The organism is Bradyrhizobium sp. (assembly GCF_019242285.1).
GTDB lineage: Bacteria > Pseudomonadota > Alphaproteobacteria > Rhizobiales > Xanthobacteraceae > Bradyrhizobium.
The window spans coordinates 1-24,733 of the sequence record NZ_JAFAVV010000391.1; the positions used below are offsets into that span (position 1 = coordinate 1).

General features: G+C 62.3%; 22 protein-coding genes. 8 read left to right on the forward strand and 14 right to left on the reverse strand.

Annotation, left to right across the window (positions count from 1 at the left end; genetic code table 11):
* The 9 genes from JOY90_RS15065 to JOY90_RS15105 all read right to left on the reverse strand — a co-directional run.
* A partial coding sequence (locus JOY90_RS15065) for an oligosaccharide flippase family protein (RefSeq protein WP_291691911.1) occupies window positions 1-338 on the reverse strand: 338 nt, incomplete at its 3' end.
* A gap of 40 nt (window positions 339-378) precedes the next feature.
* Window positions 379-1,827, reverse strand: a complete 1,449-nt coding sequence (locus JOY90_RS15070) for a hypothetical protein (RefSeq protein ID WP_291691912.1) — start codon at window positions 1,825-1,827, stop codon at window positions 379-381.
* A gap of 39 nt (window positions 1,828-1,866) precedes the next feature.
* Window positions 1,867-2,730 (reverse strand): glycosyltransferase family 2 protein, encoded by an 864-nt coding sequence (locus JOY90_RS15075; protein ID WP_291691913.1) that lies wholly within the window; start codon window positions 2,728-2,730, stop codon window positions 1,867-1,869.
* 21 nt (window positions 2,731-2,751) lie between these two features.
* Window positions 2,752-3,681 (reverse strand): glycosyltransferase, encoded by a 930-nt coding sequence (locus JOY90_RS15080; protein ID WP_291691914.1) that lies wholly within the window; start codon window positions 3,679-3,681, stop codon window positions 2,752-2,754.
* A gap of 159 nt (window positions 3,682-3,840) precedes the next feature.
* Window positions 3,841-4,827 carry an NAD(P)-dependent oxidoreductase gene (locus tag JOY90_RS15085; RefSeq protein WP_291691915.1) on the reverse strand — a complete coding sequence of 329 codons (987 nt, stop codon included), beginning with the start codon at window positions 4,825-4,827 and terminating at the stop codon, window positions 3,841-3,843.
* A 10-nt stretch (window positions 4,828-4,837) separates the two neighbouring features.
* Window positions 4,838-6,589, reverse strand: a complete 1,752-nt coding sequence (locus tag JOY90_RS15090) for a GMC family oxidoreductase (protein ID WP_291691916.1) — start codon at window positions 6,587-6,589, stop codon at window positions 4,838-4,840.
* Between the two features lie 95 nt (window positions 6,590-6,684).
* The gene (locus JOY90_RS15095) at window positions 6,685-8,292 is read right to left on the reverse strand and encodes a GMC oxidoreductase (protein WP_291691917.1); all 1,608 of its coding nucleotides are present in this window, start codon (window positions 8,290-8,292) and stop codon (window positions 6,685-6,687) included.
* Between the two features lie 5 nt (window positions 8,293-8,297).
* A complete protein-coding gene (locus JOY90_RS15100; protein ID WP_291691918.1) occupies window positions 8,298-9,473 on the reverse strand; it encodes an acyltransferase in 1,176 nt (391 codons plus the stop codon).
* 103 nt (window positions 9,474-9,576) lie between these two features.
* Window positions 9,577-10,683 (reverse strand): glycosyltransferase family 4 protein, encoded by a 1,107-nt coding sequence (locus JOY90_RS15105; RefSeq protein ID WP_291691919.1) that lies wholly within the window; start codon window positions 10,681-10,683, stop codon window positions 9,577-9,579.
* A gap of 485 nt (window positions 10,684-11,168) precedes the next feature.
* Here JOY90_RS15105 and JOY90_RS15110 point away from each other — a divergent pair, with 485 nt between their 5' ends.
* The 4 genes from JOY90_RS15110 (at window position 11,169) to JOY90_RS15125 (ending at window position 17,019) form a co-directional block, all read left to right on the forward strand.
* Window positions 11,169-12,227, forward strand: coding sequence for an acyltransferase (locus JOY90_RS15110; protein WP_291691920.1), 1,059 nt, complete (start codon window positions 11,169-11,171; stop codon window positions 12,225-12,227).
* Between the two features lie 29 nt (window positions 12,228-12,256).
* Window positions 12,257-13,621 (forward strand): hypothetical protein, encoded by a 1,365-nt coding sequence (locus tag JOY90_RS15115; RefSeq protein WP_291691921.1) that lies wholly within the window; start codon window positions 12,257-12,259, stop codon window positions 13,619-13,621.
* A 184-nt stretch (window positions 13,622-13,805) separates the two neighbouring features.
* A complete protein-coding gene (locus tag JOY90_RS15120) occupies window positions 13,806-15,422 on the forward strand; it encodes a GMC oxidoreductase (protein ID WP_291691922.1) in 1,617 nt (538 codons plus the stop codon).
* A 451-nt stretch (window positions 15,423-15,873) separates the two neighbouring features.
* Window positions 15,874-17,019 carry a DegT/DnrJ/EryC1/StrS aminotransferase family protein gene (locus JOY90_RS15125; protein ID WP_291691923.1) on the forward strand — a complete coding sequence of 382 codons (1,146 nt, stop codon included), beginning with the start codon at window positions 15,874-15,876 and terminating at the stop codon, window positions 17,017-17,019.
* A 30-nt stretch (window positions 17,020-17,049) separates the two neighbouring features.
* Here JOY90_RS15125 and JOY90_RS15130 read toward each other — a convergent pair whose 3' ends face one another.
* The gene (locus tag JOY90_RS15130) at window positions 17,050-18,402 is read right to left on the reverse strand and encodes a glycosyl hydrolase (protein ID WP_291691924.1); all 1,353 of its coding nucleotides are present in this window, start codon (window positions 18,400-18,402) and stop codon (window positions 17,050-17,052) included.
* A 181-nt stretch (window positions 18,403-18,583) separates the two neighbouring features.
* On the opposite strand from JOY90_RS15130, the gene JOY90_RS15135 reads away from it, so the two are divergent.
* Window positions 18,584-19,693 (forward strand): glycosyltransferase family 1 protein, encoded by a 1,110-nt coding sequence (locus JOY90_RS15135; protein ID WP_291691925.1) that lies wholly within the window; start codon window positions 18,584-18,586, stop codon window positions 19,691-19,693.
* Here JOY90_RS15135 and JOY90_RS15140 read toward each other — a convergent pair.
* Both JOY90_RS15140 and JOY90_RS15145 read right to left on the reverse strand, forming a co-directional pair.
* Window positions 19,663-20,091, reverse strand: coding sequence for a GtrA family protein (locus tag JOY90_RS15140; protein ID WP_291691926.1), 429 nt, complete (start codon window positions 20,089-20,091; stop codon window positions 19,663-19,665). The genes JOY90_RS15135 and JOY90_RS15140 overlap by 31 nt on opposite strands.
* Before the next feature lie 2 nt (window positions 20,092-20,093).
* Entirely contained in the window at window positions 20,094-21,062 is a 969-nt protein-coding gene (locus JOY90_RS15145) for a glycosyltransferase family 2 protein (RefSeq protein ID WP_291691927.1), read from the reverse strand.
* Between the two features lie 921 nt (window positions 21,063-21,983).
* Between JOY90_RS15145 and JOY90_RS15150 the strand changes: the two genes are divergently transcribed.
* Both JOY90_RS15150 and JOY90_RS15155 read left to right on the forward strand, forming a co-directional pair.
* Entirely contained in the window at window positions 21,984-22,259 is a 276-nt protein-coding gene (locus JOY90_RS15150) for a hypothetical protein (protein WP_291691928.1), read from the forward strand.
* A 114-nt stretch (window positions 22,260-22,373) separates the two neighbouring features.
* Entirely contained in the window at window positions 22,374-22,586 is a 213-nt protein-coding gene (locus tag JOY90_RS15155; RefSeq protein ID WP_291691929.1) for a hypothetical protein, read from the forward strand.
* 32 nt (window positions 22,587-22,618) lie between these two features.
* Here the strand turns inward: JOY90_RS15155 and JOY90_RS15160 are convergent, their stop codons facing one another.
* Together JOY90_RS15160 and JOY90_RS15165 are read right to left on the reverse strand one after the other, a co-directional pair.
* Complete coding sequence (locus tag JOY90_RS15160) at window positions 22,619-22,858, reverse strand: hypothetical protein (protein WP_291691930.1); 240 nt, start codon at window positions 22,856-22,858, stop codon at window positions 22,619-22,621.
* Between the two features lie 120 nt (window positions 22,859-22,978).
* The gene (locus JOY90_RS15165) at window positions 22,979-24,166 is read right to left on the reverse strand and encodes an acyl-CoA dehydrogenase family protein (RefSeq protein WP_291691931.1); all 1,188 of its coding nucleotides are present in this window, start codon (window positions 24,164-24,166) and stop codon (window positions 22,979-22,981) included.
* Window positions 24,167-24,424: 258 nt separating this feature from the next.
* Between JOY90_RS15165 and JOY90_RS15170 the strand changes: the two genes are divergently transcribed.
* The coding region (locus JOY90_RS15170) for an ABC transporter substrate-binding protein (RefSeq protein ID WP_291691932.1) at window positions 24,425-24,733 on the forward strand (309 nt) is incomplete at its 3' end.

Consider the following 24,733-nt stretch of genomic DNA (forward strand, 5'->3'; position numbering starts at 1 on the left):
TTGACGAGGCCGAACAGGGTCGTCACCCCCGCCAGCGCAAATCCCATCAGGAGAAGTGCCCAGAAGGCGCTCGACCAGACCAGCGTCGACGACTCGTCCTCCCTCGCCAGCGAGGCGCCGAGCCCGCCATCCGCCAGCAGAATGACGAAGGTGATGACCGGGAGCGCCAGCGCAAAGACGCCGAACTCGTCGGGACCCAACAGCCTGCCCATCACCGGCAGCAACAGAAGCTGTATCGCTATCTTGGCGACGCTGACCGCTCCGGAGGCCAGCGCACCGATGGCGACCTTGCGATGGCTCGCCGGTGCATTGCGAATCGTGGGGCTTTCAATACTCAAGCATGTCCGTTTCTGCCGAAGGGCGGTTTTGGCGCGGCAGTCAACCGAAGGCCGATTGTCCTTGCGACAGACTCTCCTGCGGCTTGGCGAAGGAGGCCATCACCTGCCTCGATTGCGCAAAGAACTTCGCGCCTGATGGCGCCGCACGCGAGCACGCCAGAGCCGCGAAGATGAAGAAAGGCAGGCCGAGATCCACCAGGGCTCCCGATATCGACGCTCCGATGATCCAGGCGACGCATGCCGTCCTGGCAGCCCGACGATAGGCTGCGATCATTGTGTCATCGCTTGCGTGGAACTGGAAGAACACCCGAACAAAGAACACGGCGAAGATCAGGGTTCCCACGAATCCGAAGCTCGCGAGCACCGCAAGCGGGAAGCTCGACGCGCGCATGCTGCCATTGCCGACGCCGAAGCCGAACGTATCGAAGAAATTGACGAGCGCCTGCTGGTTCCAGGAGGACCGCTCGACTCCGGAGCTGGTGGATAGCTTGTTGAACACCATGGTGTTGAGAAGATCGAGAATATACCCGGAATAGTCGTCGTTCAGGGCGATGGCGATCACCACCAGCGCCAGAAGGAGCGGGGAACCGATGAAAAGAATTGCCGCCTGCGGGGTCACTCTACGGTGAATCACGGCCAAGAACAGTGTTTGCAGGTAGAAGAAGGACATGAAAACGGCCAGTCCGACATAGGCGGTGGTCGAGGTCGAGAACACCAGACAGGTCAGCGAGAGCGCCACCAGAACGGCTGTGAAGCGGGTCTTGATGCCGTCGCTCCAGAGCGAGATGGCGAACGCAAGGAAGCCGAGCGTGAAGTAGCTGAAGGAGGAGGTCTCCACGAAAAGCCCGACGATCCGCTTGAAGCCGGCCACTTCGTTGTCATTGAGCAGCGAGTAGTTCGCGTTGCGGACGAACGCCAGCAAATCGGTGGTGTTGGTGAAATAGGTCGCCAGGTCCAGGAATGCGAACACGAGATTGGCCGTCACCGCGACCAGAGCGCCTGTCCCCAGCACCTGAAAACCTTCCCGCGTGCTCGCATAGCCGCACAGGACGACGAAGCAGAGGCTGTCTCCGAGAAAGTAGACCGACTGCGTGAGGTTGGAGGTCTGCGGTTCCAGCGGGATGCCGAAGTTGAGGTTTTCGCGGATCGAGAAGATCATGGTTTGCCCTGCGAAGAACCGTGGCAGGAAATAGGCCGATAACAGGGCATAGATCAAAGTCATGAGAAGCCAGAATCCCGCGCCGGGGTATGACAGTCCTTCGAGGATACGGTGCCTCGTTTCGGCGTCGGAAAGCAGCTTGATCGCCAGGAAGCCGAGCAGGAGATGAGCGGGGGATACGTTCGTTCCGCCGAGCGAGTCGAGGACGAATGCCGCGGCCGATCCCATCAGCGTGAAGCACAGGAAGATGTAGACCAGCAGAGGCGGACGCAGCGTCAGCCCCAGGAGGCCGATCAGAAGGGTGACAATCCCAATGGGCTCAATCGTCATCGCCGTCGCTCCAGTGCCTCAACCGTTCACCCATTTCGCTCAGGGATTGGCCGAGATGTAGCCCTCCAGCCGGCCGAAGGCGACGTTCATGAAATAGAGGCTGGACTTGAACTTACCCGACAGGGCAGACAGCATGCACTTCACGATCGGCCGAACGACCCAGGATGCGAGCGACAGATTGCCGTAGTTGTGCACGTGGAGGACATAGCCGAGACCGCGGCCGTAGGATCGGCCCTTGGACCGCATGGACCTGTCCGGTTCCACGATGTTCAGCTCGGCGTGATGGCCGACGAACGCCGGATCGAACCGGCAGACGACCCCCTTCTCGAGGGCGCGCAGGATGATGTCCTGACCCTCGCAGGCCTGCCATGGCGTGCCGGCTCCGACGCCGATGCTTTCGTTGAAGCCATCGACCGCCAGCAGGGTCTCACGCTTGAACAGCATCACCCATTCGATGCCCGAGATCCAGACATTGGATCGATCGATGCGATGGGCGGCGGTTGCATATCTGCCGTTGATCGAACGGCCGGTTTCATCGGCCGCGCGCCCGGTCAGGACGTCGGCGCCGTATGCCGACATCAATTTCAAGCCGGAGGAGAGAAAGGAGGCCGGATACCAGCAGTCGTCATCCGGAAATGCAACGACGTCGCCGGTCGCAATGCGCCAACCGGCGTTGCGTCCGCGGCTCAGGCCGCGCTCTCCCGGCGTGTGCAGCCTTTTCAGCGGGAACGGCCACTCGCGATCGAACAGATATCCGATGCGATCGTCCTGGTTCTGATCGACGACGATGACGTCGAAATCCTTGTAGTCCTGCGCAGCCAGGCTGCGGAACAGCTCCTCGAGCTCGGACCGGCGTCCAAGCGTAGATACCACCAGGGAAATGTGATTGCTCGTCGCATCCATCGAAGACCGAACTCCGCTAGCTCAACGCAGGTTCATGATTCGATCGGGCGACAGATGGCCCACCACCAAGTCCCTCAACGCGAGAAGATTGCCCTTCAGCCGGCCCCTTCGATCGATCCAGGGTTCGGGATAGATGCTGCGGGCGAAGTTGGCGGCGAGATTCCGCCACATCAACATCTTCGCGTGCTTCCACGACAGGCTGCCCTTTCTGATGAGGTAGATCGGATTGGCTATCTGGGAGTAACCGAGGCGCACACCGGAGGTTCGGCCTCGCTTGGTTCCCAGATGCACACCCTGCAATTGCCGTGCCTTGACGATCTGGCCAAAGGGTGCGACGCGGCGCGAGAAATCGATGTCCTCCTGCCAGCCGTACAGCGGCAGCTTCTCGTCGAACCTGATGTCGTGTCGACGGATCGCCTCGAGGCGAAACGCCATGTTGCAACCATACGCGCCGTAGATCTCGCACGCGGCATTGGCGGTCCGCGTTGGGGCCGCGATCATCCGCAGCCCGTCGGCGACGCTGATGCCGGGACCTTTGGCGCCGTCGGCGATCAGGAAGCCGGTGACGCAGATCACTTTCTCGTTCTCGACGAGCAGCTTCTCGAGCTCGGCGAGGTATCCACCCTCCGGAAAAAAATCGTCATCGAAAAAGACGACCACGTCCGCATCGGCGCATGCCGCCAGGATGGCATTGCGCTGCGCCGGAAGACCGGCTGGGCCTGTCACGACCTTCGAGCGGAACGGAAGGTTCGCCAGCGCTGCGGCGTCGACATCGTTTTCGGGAGCAACGGGACAAACGACGAGGAGGTCCGGCAGGCGCCTCTGTCTGGTGAGCGTCGCGAGCGTCTGCGTCAGTATCTCCCGCCGGCCGGCCGTTGCAATCCCGACCGCAACGATCAGTTGCGTGCTTGCTTCGGCGGCCTGTTCCGTCGGCGCGATCAAATCACTCATACACTTCTCTCTACGTCACTCGGGATGCCGAACTACGACGGCCCGATCCCGTCATGAAATAGCAACAAGTCCTACGGAACCGGCGACCGGTTTCCCCGCGCGACGGACAAACCTGCAATTAACCTTATCCGCAGTGCAGCAAGAGAGCGAGCGGGAACACTAGATGCCGGGAGGTCCGGAACCCGCGCGCCGGTTCGCCAGAGCCGCAATCGCATCGGACAGCGCGCGTTCAACGCCGAGGGGGACGACGAACCCCGTCGCCAACAATTTGCCAGGTGAAATCGTCAGCATCCCAAGCGGGTATCTCAGTACCTTATTGCGATAATAGACGAAATCCTTCGCGATATCCATGATCACGGGAACTTGGAGGGCGACCTTGAACTTGGGATTGCCGGTCGCTCGATACGCTGTGCGAAACAGCGAGGAGAAGGTGAGGACGGTTTCGTCGGCGATGTTGTAGGCCTCGACGCGGGAGCGCTTCTGCTTCGACGCTTCGAGACCCCGGTGCACCAGATGGCCGATGGCGGCGGCGGCATCGGTGGCGGTGACGAACTGCGTGTTGCGATAGCCCGCAAAGATTTTCCGCGGCAGGCTCCAGTCTCCCGCGCGCAGCATGTCGGACGGCTCGACGATGACCGCCGGCCGATAGAAATCCGTGATCGTGGGAACGTCGGCTTGCTCGAGTGCGATCTCGGCGGCCGTTTTGGTTCGGGCATATTGCAGCATGTACGGCTCGGCGTGATACTGGCTGACGAGGGGGACGAGCGGATCGAGCCGCGGACAGCTTTCGTCCACGAAGCGCCGGCGTGGGGAACCATAGACGACGATGGAGCTGGCATAACCGAAATACCGCACGCCATGCTGTGCCGCCTGCAATGCCAGTCGGCGCGTGGCGTCGACGTTGACCGCATCCATCAGGTCGGTGGTGTGCAGTTCCGCGGCGAGATGCACGACGGCATCGCAGCCGGAAAGGAAGGAGTCATAGGCCTGCTCCTTGACCAGATCGGCCTGCTGCCACTCGATTCTCGGATCGTCGCCCGGGGTGGTTCGGAACAGTCCGCGGACCTGATGTCCCGCCGCCAGCAGCGCGGGAGCGACGAAGCGCCCGGCATGGCCTGCTGCACCGGTCACGAGAATCTTGGCCAAGCCGGTTCTCCTATTGCGCCAGGTCGAGCTTGATCTTGTCGGCGAGGCGGATTGCGAAGGCGAGGATCATGAGCGTCGGATTGGCGTGCCCGCTGGTCGCGAAGACGGAAGCACCCGCCACGTAGAGGCCGTGAACCCCATGCACCTGACAATCACGGTCGACGACGCCTGATGCCGCATCGTTCGACATTCTGGTGGTCCCGGCGGTGTGAGCCATGTCGATGATGACCACCTCGTCGGACCGTTGCTCGGCAACCCATGGCTCGAGCCTGGGTTCCGGAAGTCCGGCGCGGGTGAACGTCTCGGATGCAAGCTGGGCCATCCTCATGATGGTGCGGCGCTCCTCCTCGTTGATGCGCCAGTCGACCTTTGCGAGCGGCACGCCGAGACAGTCGGTTCGATCGGACAGGGTGACGCGGCTGTCGGGGTTCGGGCGTTGCTCGCTGATCGCGTCGATGGAAACGCTGACGAGCTTGTGGGGAAGGCCTCGCGTCATGAACTCCTTGGCCACGAAATTCGGATTGGCGCGGATCGCGGCGTTCACGATCATGTCCTTGAGCAAGGTCGGCGTCGCATCGCTCGCCAGGACCTTCATGCCGATGGCCTTCGCCAGCAGGCCGGTGCTGGATGCGACCGACGACAGGTCCTGGATCGGAGCCGTGCTCTTGCGCCTGAGCAGCCGCTTCAACGCGTCCAGCGGATCGTCGGCGGCGCGTTCGGCCATGAAGTAGACCGCGGCGTTCAACAGTCCTTCGCGTTCCTGGACGGCGGGCGTGAGCGCCAGGCCATGCATATAGAGATGGGTGTGGCCGCGCTCGGTCAGCCCGTAGAATCCGAAGCGGCGAATGACCTTGTCGATGTCGTCGCTCTCGAAGCGGGCGACCCGGGCGCCTGGATGATCCATCAGAAAGCGCCCGACGAGATCGTGCGTGTTGCCTATGCCCCGCGCATGAACGGCCTTGGACGCGAGCAGAAGCCGGGCGTTCTCGATGCCGCTCGCGGCGACGACGGCCGCCTTGGCGACCACCCGCGACCGCGCGCCGTCCAGCGTCGCGATTTCGAGCCCATCGAAGCGCCCGCCGTCCGGCGAAAGCCGGATTTCGGTGACGGTGGCGTTCAACAGAACGCGAATATTGTCCGCATGGAGAGTGAGAAACTCCGCACCGAACCGCATGATGTCGAGGTGATCGATACGTGACCGCGCAAACTGCCAGAAGAACGATCGAAACACGTCGGGATCGAGCGCCGGCTGCGGGGGAGCGATCCCGGCCAAGCTCCATAACCGATCGTCGTAGACGTTCGGGCCGAGATTCAGAACGCTCGCTGCGCGGTCCAGATAGGGATCGAGCGCGTCACGCGCGACCGGCCATCCCGAATGCGGCACCCAGGGTCGCGTCTGAAAGTCGATCGGATCGAAGGCGGCGGACTTGCCGGCCCATGCATGACTGGAGCCGCCGAGCGCGCGGCAACGCACGCCGTAGCCCTGGAGATCCTGAGACCAGGTGCTGGAGCTCGGTCCATGGAATGCCATCCGCTTGAGCTTCTGCGGCTCGCTCCGCGGCTCGCCGACGCTCTCGACCTCCAGCAGAGCGGTAGAGTCGGGCGTCTCAAGGAAGTTGCCGCTCTCCAGCACCAGGATTCGCGTCGAGCTTCCCGCAAACTCGCGGGCGATGGTCAGTCCGGCCGGCCCTCCACCGACGATGGCAAGATCGGCTTCGAACACCGAGCCTGCGTCGAAGATAGCGAGATCCTCTACCTTCATCGCGGCCCAGGCCTGTCCAGCACGCTCAAACAACCGACAATGACAATGTCGCGCGTCTTATTCACGATGCAGAGGGCTGTCAACATTCGGGGCCATCAAGCCGTGCTCATTGCAAGGCGTTTCTTCAGGGTGTCCGAGAGACGTACCGCCATCGCGACGATCATATGCGCCGGATTTGCGTGTCCAACCGTGGGAAACACGGAAGCGCCCGAGACGAACAAGCCGTTCACGCCATAAACCTCGCAATCGGGATCGACGACGCCGCGCTCCGGATGGCGCGACATTCTTGTCGTGCCTGCCGGATGGCCATGATCGAGAAACGAGACCGGCAGCGGCTCCTCGTCGGTCACCCAGGCCTCGATGGCCGGAGCTTCGATCGACAATCGGCGGAATTCGCGCTCGACCATTCGCGCGACGCTCCTGACCGTCGCCCTTTCCTGATCGCCGACCCGCCAGTCTATGCGTGAAAGCGGCACGCCAAACAGGTCCGTGCGGTCGGCCAGCGTGATCCGGCTGTCGGGGTCGGGGCGCTGCTCCACGATGCAGGTCAGATTGAGCCGGTCGAGCTTGCGGGGCAGGCCGTTCCTTTCGACGAAATAGCGATGCAGCCCTTTCGCGAGCCAGCCTGCATGCGATGCGACGATCATCGCGTTTCTTGCCGACGGTCTGCCGCGCAGGATCTGTTTCAATGCGTTCAAGGGATCGTCAGCGGCGAGCTCTGGCTCGAGAAAGACGACGCAATTGAGCAGACGAAGCTTCCGCTGCATGTTCGGGCTCAGCCGCAGGCCGCGCCAGAACAGGTTGGAACCGAACGGAGTTTTCGCGTTGTAGACGCCCAGCCATCTCTGCAGGGACGACGTCCGCGCCGGATCGAAGCTGCCGATCTTGCCGCGCGGATGATCCATCAGGTACCTCCCGACGAGGTCGTTCTGGTTTCCAACGCCCGCTTGTATCTGCCGATTCGATGCGAGCAGCAGCCGCGCATTTTCGATCCCGCCCGCGCAGAGCACGACGCAGCGCGCCGAGACCAGGCGATGCTCGCCGTCCGTACTGCGCACCTCGACCGATTCGACTGCGGTCCGGGCATGATTGAGATTGATGTGAGTGACGGTCGCGTTGACGAGGACCCTGACGTCGGTTCCGCGGAGCGACATCAGCCGCTCGCTGAACCTGACGCAGTTGAGTGGATTGCTTCTGTCCCTGGCGAATTGCCAGAACATGGAAACCAGCAATTCCTTGTCGATGGCGGGCATCGGATCAGGCCGTCCGGCCAGCGACCAGAACGCATCGCCCGGATCCGAGCCGATGATCAGGCCGAGATAGGGAGCGGCGCGCTGCAGATAGGGCTCGATCTGCTCGGCGGCGATGGGCCAACCCGAATGGGGGACCCAGTCCCTGGCCTCATAATCGATCGAGTCGAGCACGGTGCAGCGTCCGCCCCAGGTCGCCGAGCTGCCGCCCAGCACCCGGTTTCGCACGTTCCACTGATCGAGCTCGCGCGGCCGCCCGACATTCTCGATCTCGTTCAGCGCATCCGCGGATGCCTGCCGTGCGAGTCCGCCGCTCTCGAGAACCACCACGCGCAGATGGCCGGGGGCGAGCTCCGAGGCGATGGTGGCGCCCGCCGGGCCGCTGCCGATGATGCACAGGTCGGCCTCGATCGGGTCGGCAGCCGGCATGTCGCGCAGGTCCAGGACGGGCATCGGTGTCAGCTTCTTGGGGCCGCCTCGGCCGTCCCGCCATTCGCCACTCGGCTCACCGGCAGTCGCTTTCGCAAGACCGACTGGAGCGCCGGCTCGGCGAAGATCATGATGCACCAGCTCGACAGCAGAATGGTCGCCATGACCGCGACGAAGCTCAACCATGAGGGGACGCCGTGCGAAACCAGGCTGAAGGTCATCACCCTGCCGAGGGTGTAGTGATTGAGGTAGAGCGGGTAGGTCAGCAGTCCAAGCTTGACCAGGAGGTTCCGATGATCGCGAAACCGGTCGCTGAGCTGCTTTGCAAACCTGATGCTCGCCATCAGGATCGCGACTGAGGCGGCCCAGAGAAGGATCGGAATCGCCATCGCTTGGACCGACGGTACGGTTGCCGTCGACCAATACTGGAACGAGATCTCGAGAACGCCGAAGATCGCCATGACAGCGATGAGAAGGCGCTGGACTCGTGAGTAGCCGGACGTGTGACCTGCCCAGATCAGAAGTCCCAGCGCGAAGAACACGCCGTGCCTCAGCAGAAGGACGCGAAATGTGAACCTGTCGAGCGCAGACGACAGCTCGCCGATGGCGGGGTCGTGCGAGAACAGCTTCGTGAAGCCGTAGAAGATCAGGAAGATCGCGCTCACCAGCCCGAGGCCGGCTCCGATCCGGCCGATCCGCTCGATGGTTCCGCTCATGAGCGCCGCCCAGATCAAGGCGTAGAACACGGCCTCGACCACCAGCGTCCAGACCACGCCATCGATATAGGGGCCCTTCGGCGACAATATCAAAGAGTGCAGGAGCGGCAGCAACAGCTCCTGGGCCGGCTGGCCGGACGCGACCAGCACGGCGAAACCGAGGAACGTGCAAATCCAGAGTGCGGGGAATACCCGTATCACGCGACGTTTCACGAACGCGCCCGCGGTCGCGCCGGATGCGGTGAGGGGAATGACGAATCCCGAGATGACGAAGAATATCTCCACGCCGACCCAACCGAAGTCCGATGCGAAGTTGAGCGCGGGGAATGCGAAGGGTGCGCCAACGTCGGGACGGGCAGCCGAGAAGATGCCGAAATGATTGAAGACCACCAGAAAGGCGGCGAACAGCCTCAGAAGATCGAGCCCGATGTAGTGCCGATGATCCGCCTTCATGGCTGCCGTCGAAGTCTCGATTGAGCCGTCAGTCATCTTGAGCATTGCGCCGATCAGCCGTCACGCCTGGGAAAACCGCTATACAGAACCATCATTCGATCACACCTGATGCCACGACGGCGTGCGCATCCATTTTCTTTTAGATTCGCTGCAGGCCCAGTTTCTCCGGAGCGCGGGCCACGCCGGTCAGCGACGCATAGACCGCTTCGTAGTCTGCAGCGGCCCGCGTGACTCTGAAATATTCCGATCCTGCTTTCGATCTCGCTCTCGCGGTTTGCAGCAAGGCCGGGTCCGACATCAGGGTGACCAGCTTCTGCGCAATGTCCGCGGGAGAGCCGGCGGGAACGAGTTCGCCGGCCTTGCCAAACTCCAATAGCTCGGGCGTGCCGCCGACGGCCGTGGCGACGATGGCGCAGCCCGCCTCGCGCGCTTCCGCGACCGCGAGACTGCAGGGATCCGCGTAGGACGCCAGAACGAAGATGTCGGCATTCTCCAGGATCTGTCTCGGGTTGCCGACCGCCCCGAAAAACTCGACCTTGTCGCCGATGCCGAGATCGGTAGCGAGCTTCGTCAGCTCCGCCCGGTCGGGACCCTCGCCGACGATGCACAGACGCCATTCGGGCTGGCCCTGTATGGCGGCGGCATATCCGCGAAGCAGATCATGCACGCCCTTGCGACGATGCAGCCCGCAGACCGTGACGACGTAAGGGCGATGCAGCAGGGTCGCGTCCACGCTGTTCTTGTCGGAGAGATAGTCTTCCCGCGGCGAATGATTCGGGCCGTTGATGACGACGGCAAGCTGCGACTCGCCGAACCCTCTGCCGCGCAGAAACTTCCGTTCGGCTTCGCTGACGGCGACGACCTTGTCGCCGAGCCGCATCAAGACCGAATGCCGGTCGAACGAATTATGGACGGTGGTGACCAGGGGAACCCGACAGAGCCGGGAGGCCAGATAGCCGAACACGGCGCTGGCCATCATGTGGGCGTGAATGATGTCCGGCTTGAACGTCATGCAGAACCGGCGCAACACGATCAGCGAGCGCAGCAGCGCGAGCGGATTTCGGCCGTTCAAGGTGACGAGGCCGAAGCTTACGCCGTGGTTCCGCAACAGTCCTTCATAGTCGCCGCCGGCACTCACATACGCCACGTCGTGTCCGCGTTCGGCCTGTACACATGCGAGATCCACCGCCACGTGCGCGTTGCCGTTGGCGTGATTGCAGTGATTGACGAGGTGAAGGATACGCATCGAACCTTACTATGACCGCCTTGGTCTGCGACTATACGCCAGTCTTCGGTCTATCATCGTGCCTCGAGTGCTTCCTCCAGTCAGTTTCGTCGGCGTCGGAACCGCATCTCGCGGATATCGCATGTCGACGGCGATGCCTAGAATGCCGATGAAGAAATCCTCGTAACTTGGTTTGCGCCAAGGGTTAACGAACATCGCCTTGACCAGCCCACGCGGTTGCCGCCTGATCAATTGCGCGTGACGTCGGGTTCGACAGGAGCGGCGGAACAAGATGCGATGCGGCGCAGAGGCAGCTCCGGATGCTTCCGTTTTTCTCGACGAGGCTGCCGATGTCCGATTGATCGACAGCACACGACAAATGCGCACAGCGTTGTCGACAACGCAAGGCTTCTCTGTATCATCGCGCGCCGTTGGCCTTCGGAGACAGTCTTGTTTCTCCTGGGCGATCCGAGTGGCTTTGTGCTGGTTTCCAGGTGGTGGCATCGATGAGTGCGGATTTCAGTTCGTCGTTGGTCATCGGTCCTGCCGCCGAGGCGACGGTGGCAGCGTCCCCGGTGACAAGGAGCCGCATCGCGTGGCTGGACTCTGCAAAAGGATTAGGCATCATCCTGGTTGTTGCCTTTCACGCAATCGGAGGCTCATTCCAGGCGGGCCTGCTCCCGAGAGGGGGCTTTTTCGAAGCAGCCTATTACGTCGTCTACACCTTTCACATGCCGTTCTTCTTCCTCCTGTCCGGCTTGCTGCTCAAGGAGCGCCTGGAAAAGCGCCAGGATGGCCCGAAAGCGCTGATCGTGTCGTCGATATCCCGGCTGCTGTATCCCTGCTTCCTGTGGAGTTACATCCAGCTCGCGGTCATCTACTCCCTCGGAAAGCTCGTGAACACCCCGATCGACATCGGGTGGATCGATCTGATCTCGCCATTGTGGGCTCCGCCTTCGCAGTTCTGGTTCCTGTACGTACTGTTCGTTCTCCAGGCGATTGCCGCCGTCACGCTGTCGTTCGCGAACGGGATCGTGCTCGCCTCGATCGCTCTTCTGCTCCGGATCACGGTGCCATTCCTGCTCCTTTCCGGGACGATCCTGTCGATTGCGCAGTTCGCGCCGTTCTATGTCGCCGGCGTCTTGGCGGGGCCGAAGATGAAGAATTGGCCAAGCCTGATCAAACATCCGGCATTGCTGGCGCTTGGTCTGCTTGCGGCCACCATATTTGCTGCGCTTTTGAGCGATCGGACGGGCGCCGGGTATTGGAGTGCATATGCTTTGCCGGCTTCGATCATGGGAACCATCGCCCTGCTGGCGCTCGCGGCGGTTCCGCGCATCAGCACCAACGTGACGCTCAATCTGCTTGGTCAGCGCTCGCTGACGATCTTTCTCACGCATGTTCTGTTCGTGGCCGGCATGCGAATCTTTCTGATGAAACTGCTTCACATCGACGCTGCCTGGATCGTTCTTCCTCTCGCCGTACTTGCCGGATTGGCCGGGCCCGTGCTGCTCTACATTGTTGCCGTGAGGGGCCGGTTGCAGGGAGCTCTGGGGTTGAGCTAGGGTCCCGACCCGAAATTCCGGATCAGTGAGTGTGGCGTTTGGAGTCGGTGGCCGGCATGACGCGAGGAGAGTGGCTCCGTTCCATCGCGATGGTCGCGGCCATGGGCGCTATCCTCTGCCAGTCGCCGACATCGCGCGCCGCCGATGCGCGCACCGTCATGGATGCATCCGCATTCGTGAAGATGATCGGCATCTGCGTGCACATGCCCTACACGGACGGCGCGTACGCCAATCTCCCCAATGTACTGGCAGACCTCAAATTTCTCGGCGTCAGGAATGTTAGGGACGGCATACCGGGAACCGACGGCGTCCCGAGCCTGCAGGCGCGCGATGCGCTGAAACGGATGGCGCTCGAAGGGATCAAGTTCAACATGATCTTCCCGTCGGGACTAGGCGCCGGTGCGGCTATCAACTATCTGCAAATCCTGGAAAAGGCCGTACCCGGCTCGGTGGCGTATGTGGAGGGATACAACGAGATCAATAATTTCGCGGTCTCGTTCGATGGCGCGACTGGACCTGAGGCAGCCCTGAACGGGCAGAAGGCCCTGTATCACGCAATCAAGGCGGATCCCGCCCTGAAAGCCGTTCCCGTCATCGACTTGACCGGGTTCGACATGGTGAAGGATCCGAAATTCACCCATGGAAGCTCGCTCGCCGGCCTCGCCGACGTCATGAACATCCATGTCTACGCCCAGAACGGAGACCAGCCAGAACGCTGGATCGCTCCGGGAAAGCCGAGCATCTATGCGGCCATGAAAGATGACCTGCCGAAGGCCATCACAGAGTTCGGCTACGCGACGCGCCCGGAATCCGGGTGGCTGGTCATCGGGGTCGACGAGCGAACCCAGGCAAAAGGAATCCTGAACGGCCTGCTGGATGCCGCGCGCGCCGGCTTCGATGTCATCTACATCTACGAATTGTTGGACGAGAAGGCGGATCCGGAGAATGCCGAGCTCGGATTCCACTTCGGATTGTTCACCTTCGACAACAGGCCGAAGGCGGCGGCGAAGACCATCAGGAATCTGACGTCCTTGCTGGCCGCCGATGACGGTGGTGGAACGCGGGCGGTAGCCGGCGCGCAAGCTGTGGAAGTCGTCGTGGAGGCGCCCGGTGCCAAGGAGCCCGTTCACTCGCTTGCCCTGACGAAGGCGAACGGCAACCCGGTCGCTGCGGTCTGGAGAGAGCCGCCATTCTGGAATCGCGCGGAGGGCAAGCCGCTGGAGGCGCCCCCGCTGCAGGTCACCGTGTCGTTCAAGGGCGCCTGCCGATCGACCAGGACCTACGACGTCCTGACGTCGGATCAGCCCGTCGCGACCCAGGCGATTGCAACGGTCGCGCTGAGCCTGGGCGATCATGGCCAGTTCGTCGAATGCGTGAGGGCTCACCCGCCCTAGCGCGCGAGGGTCCTCGGATGGAGCAGCGACATGCCGTGAGCGTATCCGAGTATTGTCCAGGCCGAGCGCGGTAACCCTAAATTTCGGGAAGCGCTGATCCGGAAGCAAAGTCGTGTCACGGGAGAAGACGTCGGCGCGACGGTCCGCGGGAGGCTCTCGGCGATCGCGTTGAGGAGAAATTGAGTTGATCATCGATCTCGAAAAGAACGGGCAGATCGGCGAACGGGATGCCGAGGTCTGCGTCGTCGGCGCGGGCGCCGCGGGTCTCACGCTGGCTGCCAGTCTCGCAAAGCGCGGCATTCGCACGCTGTTGCTGGAGGCGGGAGGTCGGCGCTACAGCCCGAGGGACCAGGATCTGTATGCGGGAGAGATCGGGGAAGGACTCGCCTTCAACGGCCTCTACGACGGTCGCTTCCGGCTGCTCGGCGGCAGCACGACGCAGTGGGCCGGGCAGATCCTGGAGCTCGACGACTTCATCTTCGAGGAGCGCTCCTGGGTTGACGGAAGCGGATGGCCGATCTCGAAGGCCGACCTCGCTCCCTACTATCGCAAGGCGGCGGAGCTGGAGGGCCTCGCCGACGCGCCGAGCGACGCCGAGAAAATATGGGCGCTTCTCGATACGAAACCTCCCGCATGGGGACCGGATCTCATCGCCGCGTTCTCGAACTTCACCCTGAGGACGAATTTTGCCTCCCTCTTCGACGAGGCGATCAACGGCGATCAGAACCTCGTCGTCGTACTTCACGCCAATGCCTGCGGATTCGTCCTCGACGAGGACGGCACGACCATCCTGGGCGTTCGTTGCCGAACGCTCGAAGGCGATGAGAAGATCTTTCGCGCCCGGAGTTTCGTCCTCTGCATGGGGGGCATCGAAACTTCGCGCTTACTGCTGCAGCCGAGCGAAGATGGCGGCGTCGCTCCCTGGAATCGGGAGAAGATGGTCGGCCGCCACTTCCAGGATCACCTTCTCTGCTATGTCGCCGACATCGTCGAAGAGAATGCGAAGTTGCCGGGCGCCTACCTGGATTTCGTGGCCGCTCAGGGCTATCGCTTCCAGCACAAGCTGAAGCTTCCCCTGGCGGTCCAGCGACGGCTGGGCACGCTCGACATCGGGGGATTCATCACGCATTTCACCGGGGGCTATGATGACATGGCCCGGGCCTACGAGACGGTCCGATGGATTCGAACCCGCAGATATGAAAAGTTGAAGCCGTCGCGCCTCGTTCACCTCGCCGCAAACTTCCACAAGCTGCTGTGGCACAAGATACCGTATTCGGCCTCGATCGCAACGTCGCGTGCCAGCTCTGGCCGCAGCCTGAAGCTCAATGTCAATTGCGAGCAGAATCCCCTGACCGACGGCCGGATAACCCTGTCATCGGCGCGCGATGCGCTCGGCATGTTCAGAGCCAAGGTCGACTGGCGGGCCTCCGAGCAGGAACTGCATTCAATACGCAAATTCGTCGAGATCGTTCGGGAGGCATTCCGGGAGCGCGCGGTCGGACTCGTCAGTCCGGTCCCGTCGCTCGACCGCGCCGAGGGCGAATTCATTTCCACCATTCGCGACAGTTTTCATCATTTGGGTGGAACCAGGATGGCCGTCTCGGAACAGAATGGCGTGGTCGATCCGAACCTGCGGCTGTTCGGAACGCGAAATGGCTTCGTGTGCAGCACGTCGGTGTTCCCGAGCGCCGGCTATGCCAACCCGACCCATACCCTGCTGGCGCTGGCGCTCAGACTGGCCGACCACCTGGAAGGGGTAAGGGCGTCCGCGCCCGACATAGGCGAGGTCGCCGCGGAATAGTGGTTCCCGGCTGATTTCGAACTGGTCCGTCCCAGCAGCGGTATCCGCGCGTGCGAAAGCGACGGCAACGGTTGCGGATTCCGCTCGTAGCTGAATGTGCGCTCGCGGGTTCCTGCGGGGAGCACGGTGCCCGCAAATTCCGGGGCTCTGAAGGAACCACAGTCCTGAAAGCCGCTTGATCTCGCAGGCATCGGTAGTGCGACATCGTTGCGATGCGGAATCGAGGCTGCGTCGCCGCAGCCCGCTTCGGCGCGCAAGGCTGATCGGCTGTCGTCGGTCTACTCAACGTGAGGATTTAGCATATCCATCAGTCGGGCTTGTCTAAAGTAGCGGCACGCGTATGGATGTCGTCGCTGTGGGCGCGGTTCGGAAGTTCCTTCGTTCTTGCTGGCCAACGCTCTTGAAGAGGGGACCGCTGAACCGGGCCATTTGGTGAACGAGTTACGTAAAGATGGCATCGGTGGGGCTTAAGGAATTGATCGCCGTCGCTCGCGTGATCGGAAGCGGGCGCTTGCAGCGACACGCCGGAAAGGAGCCGAGCTTCACCACGCGGTTCGAGGCTGCGCTCAAGCAGAAGCTCAACGTCAAGCATGTGCTTGCGGTGAACAGTGGCACGAGCGCGCTGGTTGCTGCGCTCGTCGGGGCTGGGATTGGCCCGGGAGACGAGGTTCTGGTCCCGGCCTACACCTGGGTATCCACGGCTGTGGCCTGCCTGGCCGTCGGCGCGGTTCCGATTCTCGTCGACATCGACGAGAGCCTGACGATCAGCCCCGAGGACATCGTCCGCAAGATCACGCCGTACACGAAAGCGATCATCCCGGTGCACATGCTGAATCTCGTGTGCAACATGGATGCCATCGTCGGGATTGCCAGGAAGTTCAACCTGAAGATCATCGAGGATGCCTGCCAGGCCGTTGGCGTCTCCTACAAGGGCCGCCGTGTCGGCACCATCGGCGAGGTAGGAGCGTTCAGCTTCAGCCAGCGGAAGAACCTTTCTTCGGGCGAGGGCGGAGCGGTGCTCACCCATGACGATCGCATTTTCAGCCGTGCCCGGATTTATCATGACGTCGGCAGCCATGTGCGCGATTACGAGATCGAGGGCAACGAGCCGCTGTTCGCCGGACTGAACATGAAGATGGCCGAGATGGCCGGCGCAGTCCTGCATGCGCAGGTCTCGAAGCTCGACCCGCTGCTGAAGCGCCTCGGCCGGCGTCGCAACGTGATGGTCGAATCCCTCTCGAAGAGCCGGCGCGTGCGGATTTCGCCCCACCACGATGCCTCCAACGCCGTGGGCCTGAGCGTGATCTTCGAGAAACCCGAGGAAGCCGAGGCATTCGGCAAGCAGCGGGGCGTCCAATGGCTCATCGAGACCGAGCGGCACGTCTACACCAACTGGATCCCCGTGCTGACCCAGCGCACCTTCGATGAGCGCATGAATCCGTACAGATGGGCGCATCGCGAGATTTCCTATTCCGCCGACATGTGCAGCACGACGCTCGACGTGCTGCGGCGTACCTGCAACATATCGCTCGGGGCCGAATATCCGCTGGTGCTCATGCAAGGCCATGCCAAGCAGCTGCTGAGATCGCTTGCCTGACCGCGGTGCTGCCTGGGGCGTCCGACGCGATCAATCGATCTCGAGTATCAATGCGTGGTCGCCGACCGTCAGAGGAATGTCCGCGACGTTGCCCAGAGTCTGGATGGGATCGGTGCCGACGGTGATATCGTAGACATTCACGGATCTTCGCGGGCGGTCGAGGCTGACCTTGATGCTGTTCGAGCCCGCAACCTGCTCTCCCCAGATCACCAGCTCGAACGTGCCGTTGCTCTTCCTCAGGAGCAGATCGTGGATTGTGTCGGGCGCCTTCTCGATCGCGTAGCTCAGCTCTGCGGAGGGGGCCGCGGCAGCGGCGTGATCGGCCAGTATCGACGTCAGGTTGTGAACATAGGTGGCGGCCAGTTTTGGCGACCAGTCCGAGTGGAACAGCCCATAATTGCCTCCGCCTCCTTCTCCCTCTCCCACCTCATAGATGAACGTGTATCGCCAGCCTCGCTTGAACTGGGCGAGATAGGTGTTCACCAGGACGATGCCTTGGGTTCGTTCATCCTGGAGGCTGCGGGCTTCCCAGCCGGTTTCGGTGGTCACGCGTGGCAAAGCTTCGAGCTGAGTCGTCGGGTAGCCCTCGAAGTGCCTGAACCAGGTGCGGCCGTACTCGCCAAGGAGGCCGTCCCAGTGGGTGTCCAGCACCGGGTCGGCGGCTTGCCAGGCCTGGTTGTCGACATAGCCGATGCGTATCCCGCTCGCATAATTGTGGACGTTGGCAAAATCGGCGAACCGGGTCCCGGCCGGAAGCAAGGTGCCGGCGCCGGCGGGAATCGTCAGAAACTGCAATCCGACATTGTCGGTCTCGGCGCCGCCCTCGGAGACGCTGAAGACGGGATAGCGGCTCAACTCCTCATCGTTCTTGATCGCGCTGTAGAGATCCCTCTGGAACTCGGCGATCGGGACCCAGGTCACCGGGCTGGGCAGCCAGGCGTGGAGCCTGCTCGGAACCCAGTCGGGGAGCCAGTTCGCCGAATGTCCGCCTCCCTGCCGGCCCTTGTAGTCGATCGGAAAGTTATTCGGTTCGTTCGGTCCCTCGATGGCGAGCAGTGCATCGGACCGCGCCAAGGTCCTGGCGGCGACCATGATGTCCGCGATATCCCAGCCGATCAAATCGACGAGAATCCCGCTTTGCTGATGGAGCATGAGGAGGCCAGGCAGGTTGTGCGGCCCATCGCGGATGGCCCGAATGCCCAGATATCGCAGTGGTTCGGCATAAGAGGTCGGGTCGTATCCCTGGTCCACATGCGTGCATACTCCAAGCGAGCTCAGAAAGGTGTCGCTGCTCGCGGCCATTACCTTCGGCGGCTCGCCAGCACGCGCGTTCGCGAACGACGTGCAGATCAGCAGCCCAAGCAGGAGTGTTCTCGTCGTCATTCCGGAGGGAACCCGTAGTTTTGCTTTCGAACGCAGATTCGAGACGCTGCAATCGTCGGAATCTGGTGTAGCTTCGAACCACTGTTCCAGGGCGACTCGCCGACCGAGGTACTCGCGTGGCACGTGTCCACCGTTTCATGGCCATACCGGAAGCGCCGATGCCAAATCGGTGCCATCGGCCATGAACGGCATCGGCCGGCACGCGCCTGAACGAAGCTGGGTGATCAACGGACGCTTTCTCACGCAACGCATGACGGGCGTCCAGCGCTACGCCTACGAGATCGTTGTCGCATTGAACGAACTGTTGGCGCAAGAGCCGGATCGCCTCCCCGGCGGGACGATGCGATTGGTCGTTCCGCCGGGTGCTGAAACCATTCCGGCGCTTTCGAAAATCGAGGTCCGTCGCACGCGCCTGGGATCGGGGCACGCCTGGGATCAACTCGTTCTGCCGTTCCAGGCGGAGCGGCGGGTGTTGAGCCTCGGCAATTTCGGTCCGCTGCTGGCGCGGCGTCACATCGTCTGCATTCACGACGCCAACACCTTCATCCTGCCGGAAAGCTATTCCCGCACCTTTCGCCTCGTGTATCGGCGGCTGCTGCCATGGGTCGGCGGACGTGCCAGCAGGGTCGCGACGGTGTCGCAGTTTTCCGCCGACATGCTGGTGAAATACGGCGTTTGCCGCCGTGAGCAGATCTTCATCGCGCCTAACGGCCACGAGCATGTGCTGCGCTGGCGCGCCGAGCGCGCCAGCATTCCCGTCGTCGATCGCTTGCAGCGTCCCTATATTCTCCTGCTGGGCAGTAGTGCGAGGCACAAGAATATCGGCATCGTGCTCGCGCAGGCTTCGGCGCTGGACCAGGCCGGAATCGATGTCGTGATCGCCGGCGGTTCCTCCAGCATATTTGCGGCCGATTCAGCGGCGGTCCAGCAATCCAATGTCCATCACCTCGGCTTCGTCGGCGACGACGAACTCGCTGCGCTCTATCGGCGCGCGATGTGCCTGGTGTTTCCGTCGAGAACCGAAGGCTTCGGCATTCCCCCGCTGGAGGCGATGGCATTGGGCTGCCCGGTGATCTCCTCGGATGCCGCAAGCCTCAAGGAGGTCGGCGGCGACGCCGTCATGTATGTCGATCCGGACGACGACGGCGGCTGGCGGCAGGCGATCGTCGCGCTTTCGGCCAGCCCGGAGTTGCGGGCCTCGATGTCCGAGCAGGGCCGGCAAAGGGCCGCGCAGTTTTCCTGGAAACGCAGCGCCGAAATCTATCTCTCCGAGATGCTGCGGCTGCCGTAGCTGCGGAACGCCCAGAACCTCGCGCCGACATAGTTCACGAACATCGCGGTCGCAGACGCAATGGCGAGCGCGCCGAACGGGCTCGGGATGACCAGGAGCGCGGCGGAATACACGGCAAGATTGCACAGCAGTCCCGCACCTTGGGTCGAGACATAGGAGGCGAAGGCGGTGCCGAGCGTGGGCTGGCTCAGGCTGGCAAACGACCAACAGCGGTTGCAGACGAAGGTGAAAACGATGGCGATCGGGACCGATACCGCACGGCCGACATAGGGGTTGGCGCCGAGGCCGTGCACCATGACGGCGAGCACCGCGGCGTCGACCACGAACCCGCCCAGCCCGACGATTCCGAAGCGCAGGATGCGGACCGCCTCCTGCCAGGTTCGCTTGTCAAATCGCATGGTCACCGAAACGTCGGCAGCGATAGATAGATCAGGCGTTTCATCTCCTGGCGCGTCCGCGTCGTCATGTCGAGAATCAGTCCGGCGAAAATGCTGAGCACGCCCACGATGACCAGCGCAACGCTCAGGATCGCGGTCGGAACCCTGGGTACGAGGCCGGTCTCCAGGTAGGTCACCAGCAGCGGGATGCTGAGCAGCACGGCTGCGACGATCAAAGCCAGGCCCGAAAGGCCGAAGAAGTGCAGCGGCCGCTCGTCTTTGACCAGCCGCGCGATCAGCATCATGATGTGTACGCCGTCGGAATAGGTGCGTAATTTGCTGACCGAGCCGGGTGGCCGCTCCTTGTAGACCGTGGCGACCTCGGTGCTCGGCATCCTGAGCTCCAGCGCGTGCACGGCAAGCTCGGTCTCGGTCTCGAAGCCGCTCGACATCGCCGGAAAGGATTTGACGAAGCGGCGCGACAGGAACTTGTAGCCGGACAGCATGTCGTTGAACTGGCGGCCGAAGATCTGGCTGACCAGGCCAGTCAGGAGCCAATTGCCGAAACGGTGGCCGGTGCGATAGGCGTCTTTCTCGGTCGATATCCGCATCGCGTTGATGAAATCGAGCCGCTCCTCGACGAGCCGGTCGACCAGGCCTGCGGATGCAGCGGCGTCATAGGTGTCGTCGCCATCGACCAGTACATAGACGTCGGCCTCGATGTCGGCGAACATGCGCCGGACGACGTTGCCCTTGCCCTGCCGAGTCTCCCTGCGCACGACGGCGCCGGCCTGCCGGGCGACCTCGATTGTCTGGTCGCGCGAATTGTTGTCGTAGACAAAGATCGTGGCGGTAGGCAGGGCGGCGCGGAAATCCGCGACCACCGTTCCGATCGTGATCTCCTCATTGTAGCAGGGAATGAGGACGGCGACGGCCGGCAGGCGTTCCATCGCCGTTCGGACCTCATGCGCCCTTGCACTCAATTCAGACATGCGAGCCCTCGTTCGCTGCATCATTGCAAGTCGGAACCCTTAGCCCGGCTACCCTTGAAAATCAGTGTCGGTGGGCTGGCCGAAAGCGCGGATGCCCTGGTCGGAGTTCTTACGTCTGCCGCACGGGTGCAGGTGATTTGATCGGGATTATGGCATCAGACCGGTCGGTTGGCCGGCAGGGACCGACCGCCTCGACGGTTCCGTCGCGCCCTGCTGCTCAAACCGGCGCCTATGGAGCGCCTCCCCACTGGAATCTCAAATGATTTTCCAGATTACCCAGCCGATGCCGACCCACATGGCGCAGCTGATCGCCAGCGCGAAGACCCAGGGCCATGGCGATGAAAAGCGTAATACGGGAACGTCGGCGACATGCTCATAGTCGGTTTTGCGGACGAGCCGTAGAGGCTCACGGACCGCGCCGGATCTGACGAAATGATGTCGCTGCTCTCTCACTGCTGGCATGGCCACTTCCTTTGCCAAACCAACCGAACATCAAAGCGGTTAACGATTTGGGTATGAAGGTGTTTCGACTGTGACTAAAATTTGAGAAAAACAGTCCCGTTGTAGGGCATATCCAATGCCCGCCGCCGCTGCGGGTCGCAGTCGATATACTGTTAAGGATGTATTTTAAAAAGCCTGCTCGCCACGGGTGATTACGGGGTACCGTATTCTTGCGGGCCGAAAACAGCAGTTTTTCAACAACATTCGCAAAGCAGATCACCTAATCCCGCAGCGAGGGGTGGACGGTGCCGACCTTTCCCGCGAAGGCGATCTCCCGATCGCTAAAGACCTTGCCTGTTGCGTTGCACAATCTCCTTATGCTTGGATATGGAACAGCTGCACGATGCGGGGATTGAAGGCGCGATCGCTTCCATCACGTGAGCTGAAGTCGCCCGCTCAAACAACGATCGGCAAGCCGAAATGAGTTGGATAAGCCGAAACCGAGTCAAGGAAACGCGCAAGCCGATTGCGCCAACTGATCTCGAAGAGGCGATTGCCGAGGTCGTCAGGGCTAGCCACCCCGAGTGCCAGAGTTTCATGGGTGTGATCGTCGAGCGCGTGGCGCCTTCCGCCAACGGTTCCACCAATTGGGCGGTGAAGGGGGTCAGATATGGCAAGGCCAACCGTGAGCTTTGCAGCGCTGCGCTCTCGAATTGTGTGTCCGAAAAGCAGCTCGAATACGAGCTGTCCGAGTAGCCGCATCCGGAGGTATCGCGATGCGGGCCGTCTTAATAAACTTGTTAAAATCAGCTTGACGCCTGAAAAGTCGGGTGCTGCAATGCGAATATTGCAGTGCGGCGTGGTGACTCGATGAATGAAATTGTCGATCAGGCCTTAAAAACCTATGAATTGACGCGCGTCATGGACGATGGCCAGCTGGCGGTCTCGCGCGAGAGAATTAGCCGATACGTTGGTCAATTGATGTCGGCCGGGCGGAGTGATCCGGATCAGTTGACCGAATTCGCCCGCGCCTACCTCAAGGAAATGCACGAGGGCCCCGACCCCCGCTTCACGGGCTGTTAGAGAAGCCGCCGTTCGCCTGCGCGGCGCCGCATTCAGGCGGGCAAGCGATCCGCTTCGTTCCGCGCGCTCATGTCTTCGATTGAAGGCGCCAGCGAAGGCGCGGTTTCCCCATCGGCCTTCTCCAACTGCCGCATCAAGCCGCACAGAAGCGGCGGGAGTTCGCTGCTCATGCTGCGTGCAAGCATCTCGCGCAGCCGGTCGCCGATCTCCTCGCAGATCGCGCGCGTATGCACGTCATCGATGACCAACTCTCTGCCGTTGCCCGTTCGCATGTGCTCCCTGTGCCCGTCGATGGAGTCCTGTCAGTAGGCGCGCTTTCGGGTTGATTCGCGGTAAACCCGATCCGATGCAGTCGCCCGTGGTAAAGCGGGGGTAAAGCCAGGGTGCGCGGCTCATGAAGCATCATCGCCACCGCCCAGCATGTCATAGGCCAGGAGATCCTCGCCGCTTTCCCCCGCCTCCATGATGCGTCTGCCGATCAGGTCGCGCAGCGTCTCGGTGGTGCCGCCCCCGAGCGTGCCGTAGCGGGCGCCGCGGTAGAGCCGCGACACTGCATATTCGTCGGTGAAGCCGAAGCCGCCATGCAGTTGGATGGCCTCGCTGGTCACACGCAGCGCCATCTCGTTGCAGGTGATCTTGGCGATCGCCGCCATCAGCGGATCGGGAAACGGATTGGCCGTCATGCAGGCGCGGTAGAGGATGCTGCGGGCGGCCTCGATCTCGCGATACATCTCCGCCAGCTTCCAGCGGTTGCCCTGAAAGTTGCCGATTGCCTTGCCGAACACGGTGCGGTCCTTCACGTAAGTGCGTGCTTCGTCGAAGGCGCCTTCGGCAAGCCCGAGCGAGATCGACGGATTGAGGCAGCGCTGTGTATTGAAGGCGGTCAGCAGCTTGCGGAACCCGTCCTCGCGGATCACCAGGTTCTCGATCGGCAATTCGCAGCCGTTGAATTGGATCTCGTGCAGATCCTCGCCGCCCATGGTGTGATAGGTGCCTGTGACCTCGAAACCCGCCGTGTCGGGCTCCAGCAGCACGCAGCCGATGCCCTCGCGGCCGGGCCGGCCGTCGATCCGGGTGAAGATCACGAACATGCCGGCCTCGCGCGCGCGGCTGATCAAGGTCTTGCAGCCGTTGAGGATGACGCGGTCGCCCTTCACCGTGGCGTTGGTCCGGTAGTTGGCGACGTCGGTGCCGGCATGCGGTTCGGTCATGCAGACCGCGAGAATGCAATCGCCGGAAACGACCTTCGGCAGGATTCGCGCGCGGATGCTTTCGGGCGCATATTTTGCGATCACCCGCGTCTGCACCCCGGCCTCGCCGAGGGTGGCCATCGCGGTCACGTAGCAGGTCTTGGCGATCTCCTCGAGCACGAGCGCAGTATCGAACACCGGCAGGCCGAGCCCGCCATATGCCTCCGGCACCGACATGCCGAGCACGCCGATGGCGGCAAGCTTCTTCATGTTGTCCCAGGGGAAGGTGCCGTCCATGTACTTCCGCGCCCCCGTCTTGAACTCCGATTGCGCGAGATCGCGCACCGCGGCCACCATGCGCCGCTGCTGGTCGGTGAGCTGGAAATCCATGCTTGTCCTTGTGGGAAGATCGTGGCTGGATCGACAGAACGCCCAAGTCCGCTGAAGATCAAGTGACCGCCTGAAGATCAAGCCATATCGCGTTCCGTTGCGGCGCATCATGCAAAATGAGACTACCTGTCAAGCCGCGCTGCCGGGCCATGCGCGCGATTTTCTCCGTCTTCGGCTAGCTTCCGCTCAAACATGATCGCGGGTTCGCCGCGGCATCGCGACGATCCGATCAATTGGCGACGTAAGGGAGGAGACGAGATGACGAGAACAAGCCTAGGACTGGCCGCGCTCGCGAGCCTGTTGCTGACGAGCACCGCGCTGGCGCAGGACAAGATCAAGGTCGGCGTGACCGCGACCCTCGAAGGCACCTACACGGTGCTCGGCGAGGACGGCATGCGCGGCTTCCAGACCGCGCTCAACACCTACGGCAAGAAGGTCGGCGACAAGGAGCTGGAATTCGTCGTGGCTTCGACGGACGCGACGCCCGACTCCGCCGTTCGCGCCGTGCGCAAGCTGATCGAGCAGGACAAGGTCCAGATCCTGCTGTCGCCTCTGTCCGGCGACGAG

Excerpts from the sequence above, each read along its gene's own strand:
- JOY90_RS15105 (WP_291691919.1), bottom strand. The coding sequence starts at position 10,683 with ATGCGTATCCTTCACCTCGTCAATCACTGCAATCACGCCAACGGCAAC.
- JOY90_RS15090 (WP_291691916.1), bottom strand. The coding sequence starts at position 6,589 with ATGAAGGTAGAGGATCTCGCTATCTTCGACGCAGGCTCGGTGTTCGAA.
- JOY90_RS15165 (WP_291691931.1), bottom strand. The coding sequence starts at position 24,166 with ATGGATTTCCAGCTCACCGACCAGCAGCGGCGCATGGTGGCCGCGGTG.
- JOY90_RS15130 (WP_291691924.1), bottom strand. The coding sequence starts at position 18,402 with ATGACGACGAGAACACTCCTGCTTGGGCTGCTGATCTGCACGTCGTTC.
- JOY90_RS15110 (WP_291691920.1), top strand. The coding sequence starts at position 11,169 with ATGAGTGCGGATTTCAGTTCGTCGTTGGTCATCGGTCCTGCCGCCGAG.
- JOY90_RS15125 (WP_291691923.1), top strand. The coding sequence starts at position 15,874 with ATGGCATCGGTGGGGCTTAAGGAATTGATCGCCGTCGCTCGCGTGATC.
- JOY90_RS15070 (WP_291691912.1), bottom strand. The coding sequence starts at position 1,827 with ATGACGATTGAGCCCATTGGGATTGTCACCCTTCTGATCGGCCTCCTG.
- JOY90_RS15145 (WP_291691927.1), bottom strand. The coding sequence starts at position 21,062 with ATGTCTGAATTGAGTGCAAGGGCGCATGAGGTCCGAACGGCGATGGAA.
- JOY90_RS15100 (WP_291691918.1), bottom strand. The coding sequence starts at position 9,473 with ATGACTGACGGCTCAATCGAGACTTCGACGGCAGCCATGAAGGCGGAT.
- JOY90_RS15160 (WP_291691930.1), bottom strand. The coding sequence starts at position 22,858 with ATGCGAACGGGCAACGGCAGAGAGTTGGTCATCGATGACGTGCATACG.
- JOY90_RS15155 (WP_291691929.1), top strand. The coding sequence starts at position 22,374 with ATGAATGAAATTGTCGATCAGGCCTTAAAAACCTATGAATTGACGCGC.
- JOY90_RS15135 (WP_291691925.1), top strand. The coding sequence starts at position 18,584 with ATGAACGGCATCGGCCGGCACGCGCCTGAACGAAGCTGGGTGATCAAC.
- JOY90_RS15075 (WP_291691913.1), bottom strand. The coding sequence starts at position 2,730 with ATGGATGCGACGAGCAATCACATTTCCCTGGTGGTATCTACGCTTGGA.
- JOY90_RS15095 (WP_291691917.1), bottom strand. The coding sequence starts at position 8,292 with ATGCCCGTCCTGGACCTGCGCGACATGCCGGCTGCCGACCCGATCGAG.
- JOY90_RS15140 (WP_291691926.1), bottom strand. The coding sequence starts at position 20,091 with ATGCGATTTGACAAGCGAACCTGGCAGGAGGCGGTCCGCATCCTGCGC.
- JOY90_RS15150 (WP_291691928.1), top strand. The coding sequence starts at position 21,984 with ATGAGTTGGATAAGCCGAAACCGAGTCAAGGAAACGCGCAAGCCGATT.
- JOY90_RS15080 (WP_291691914.1), bottom strand. The coding sequence starts at position 3,681 with ATGAGTGATTTGATCGCGCCGACGGAACAGGCCGCCGAAGCAAGCACG.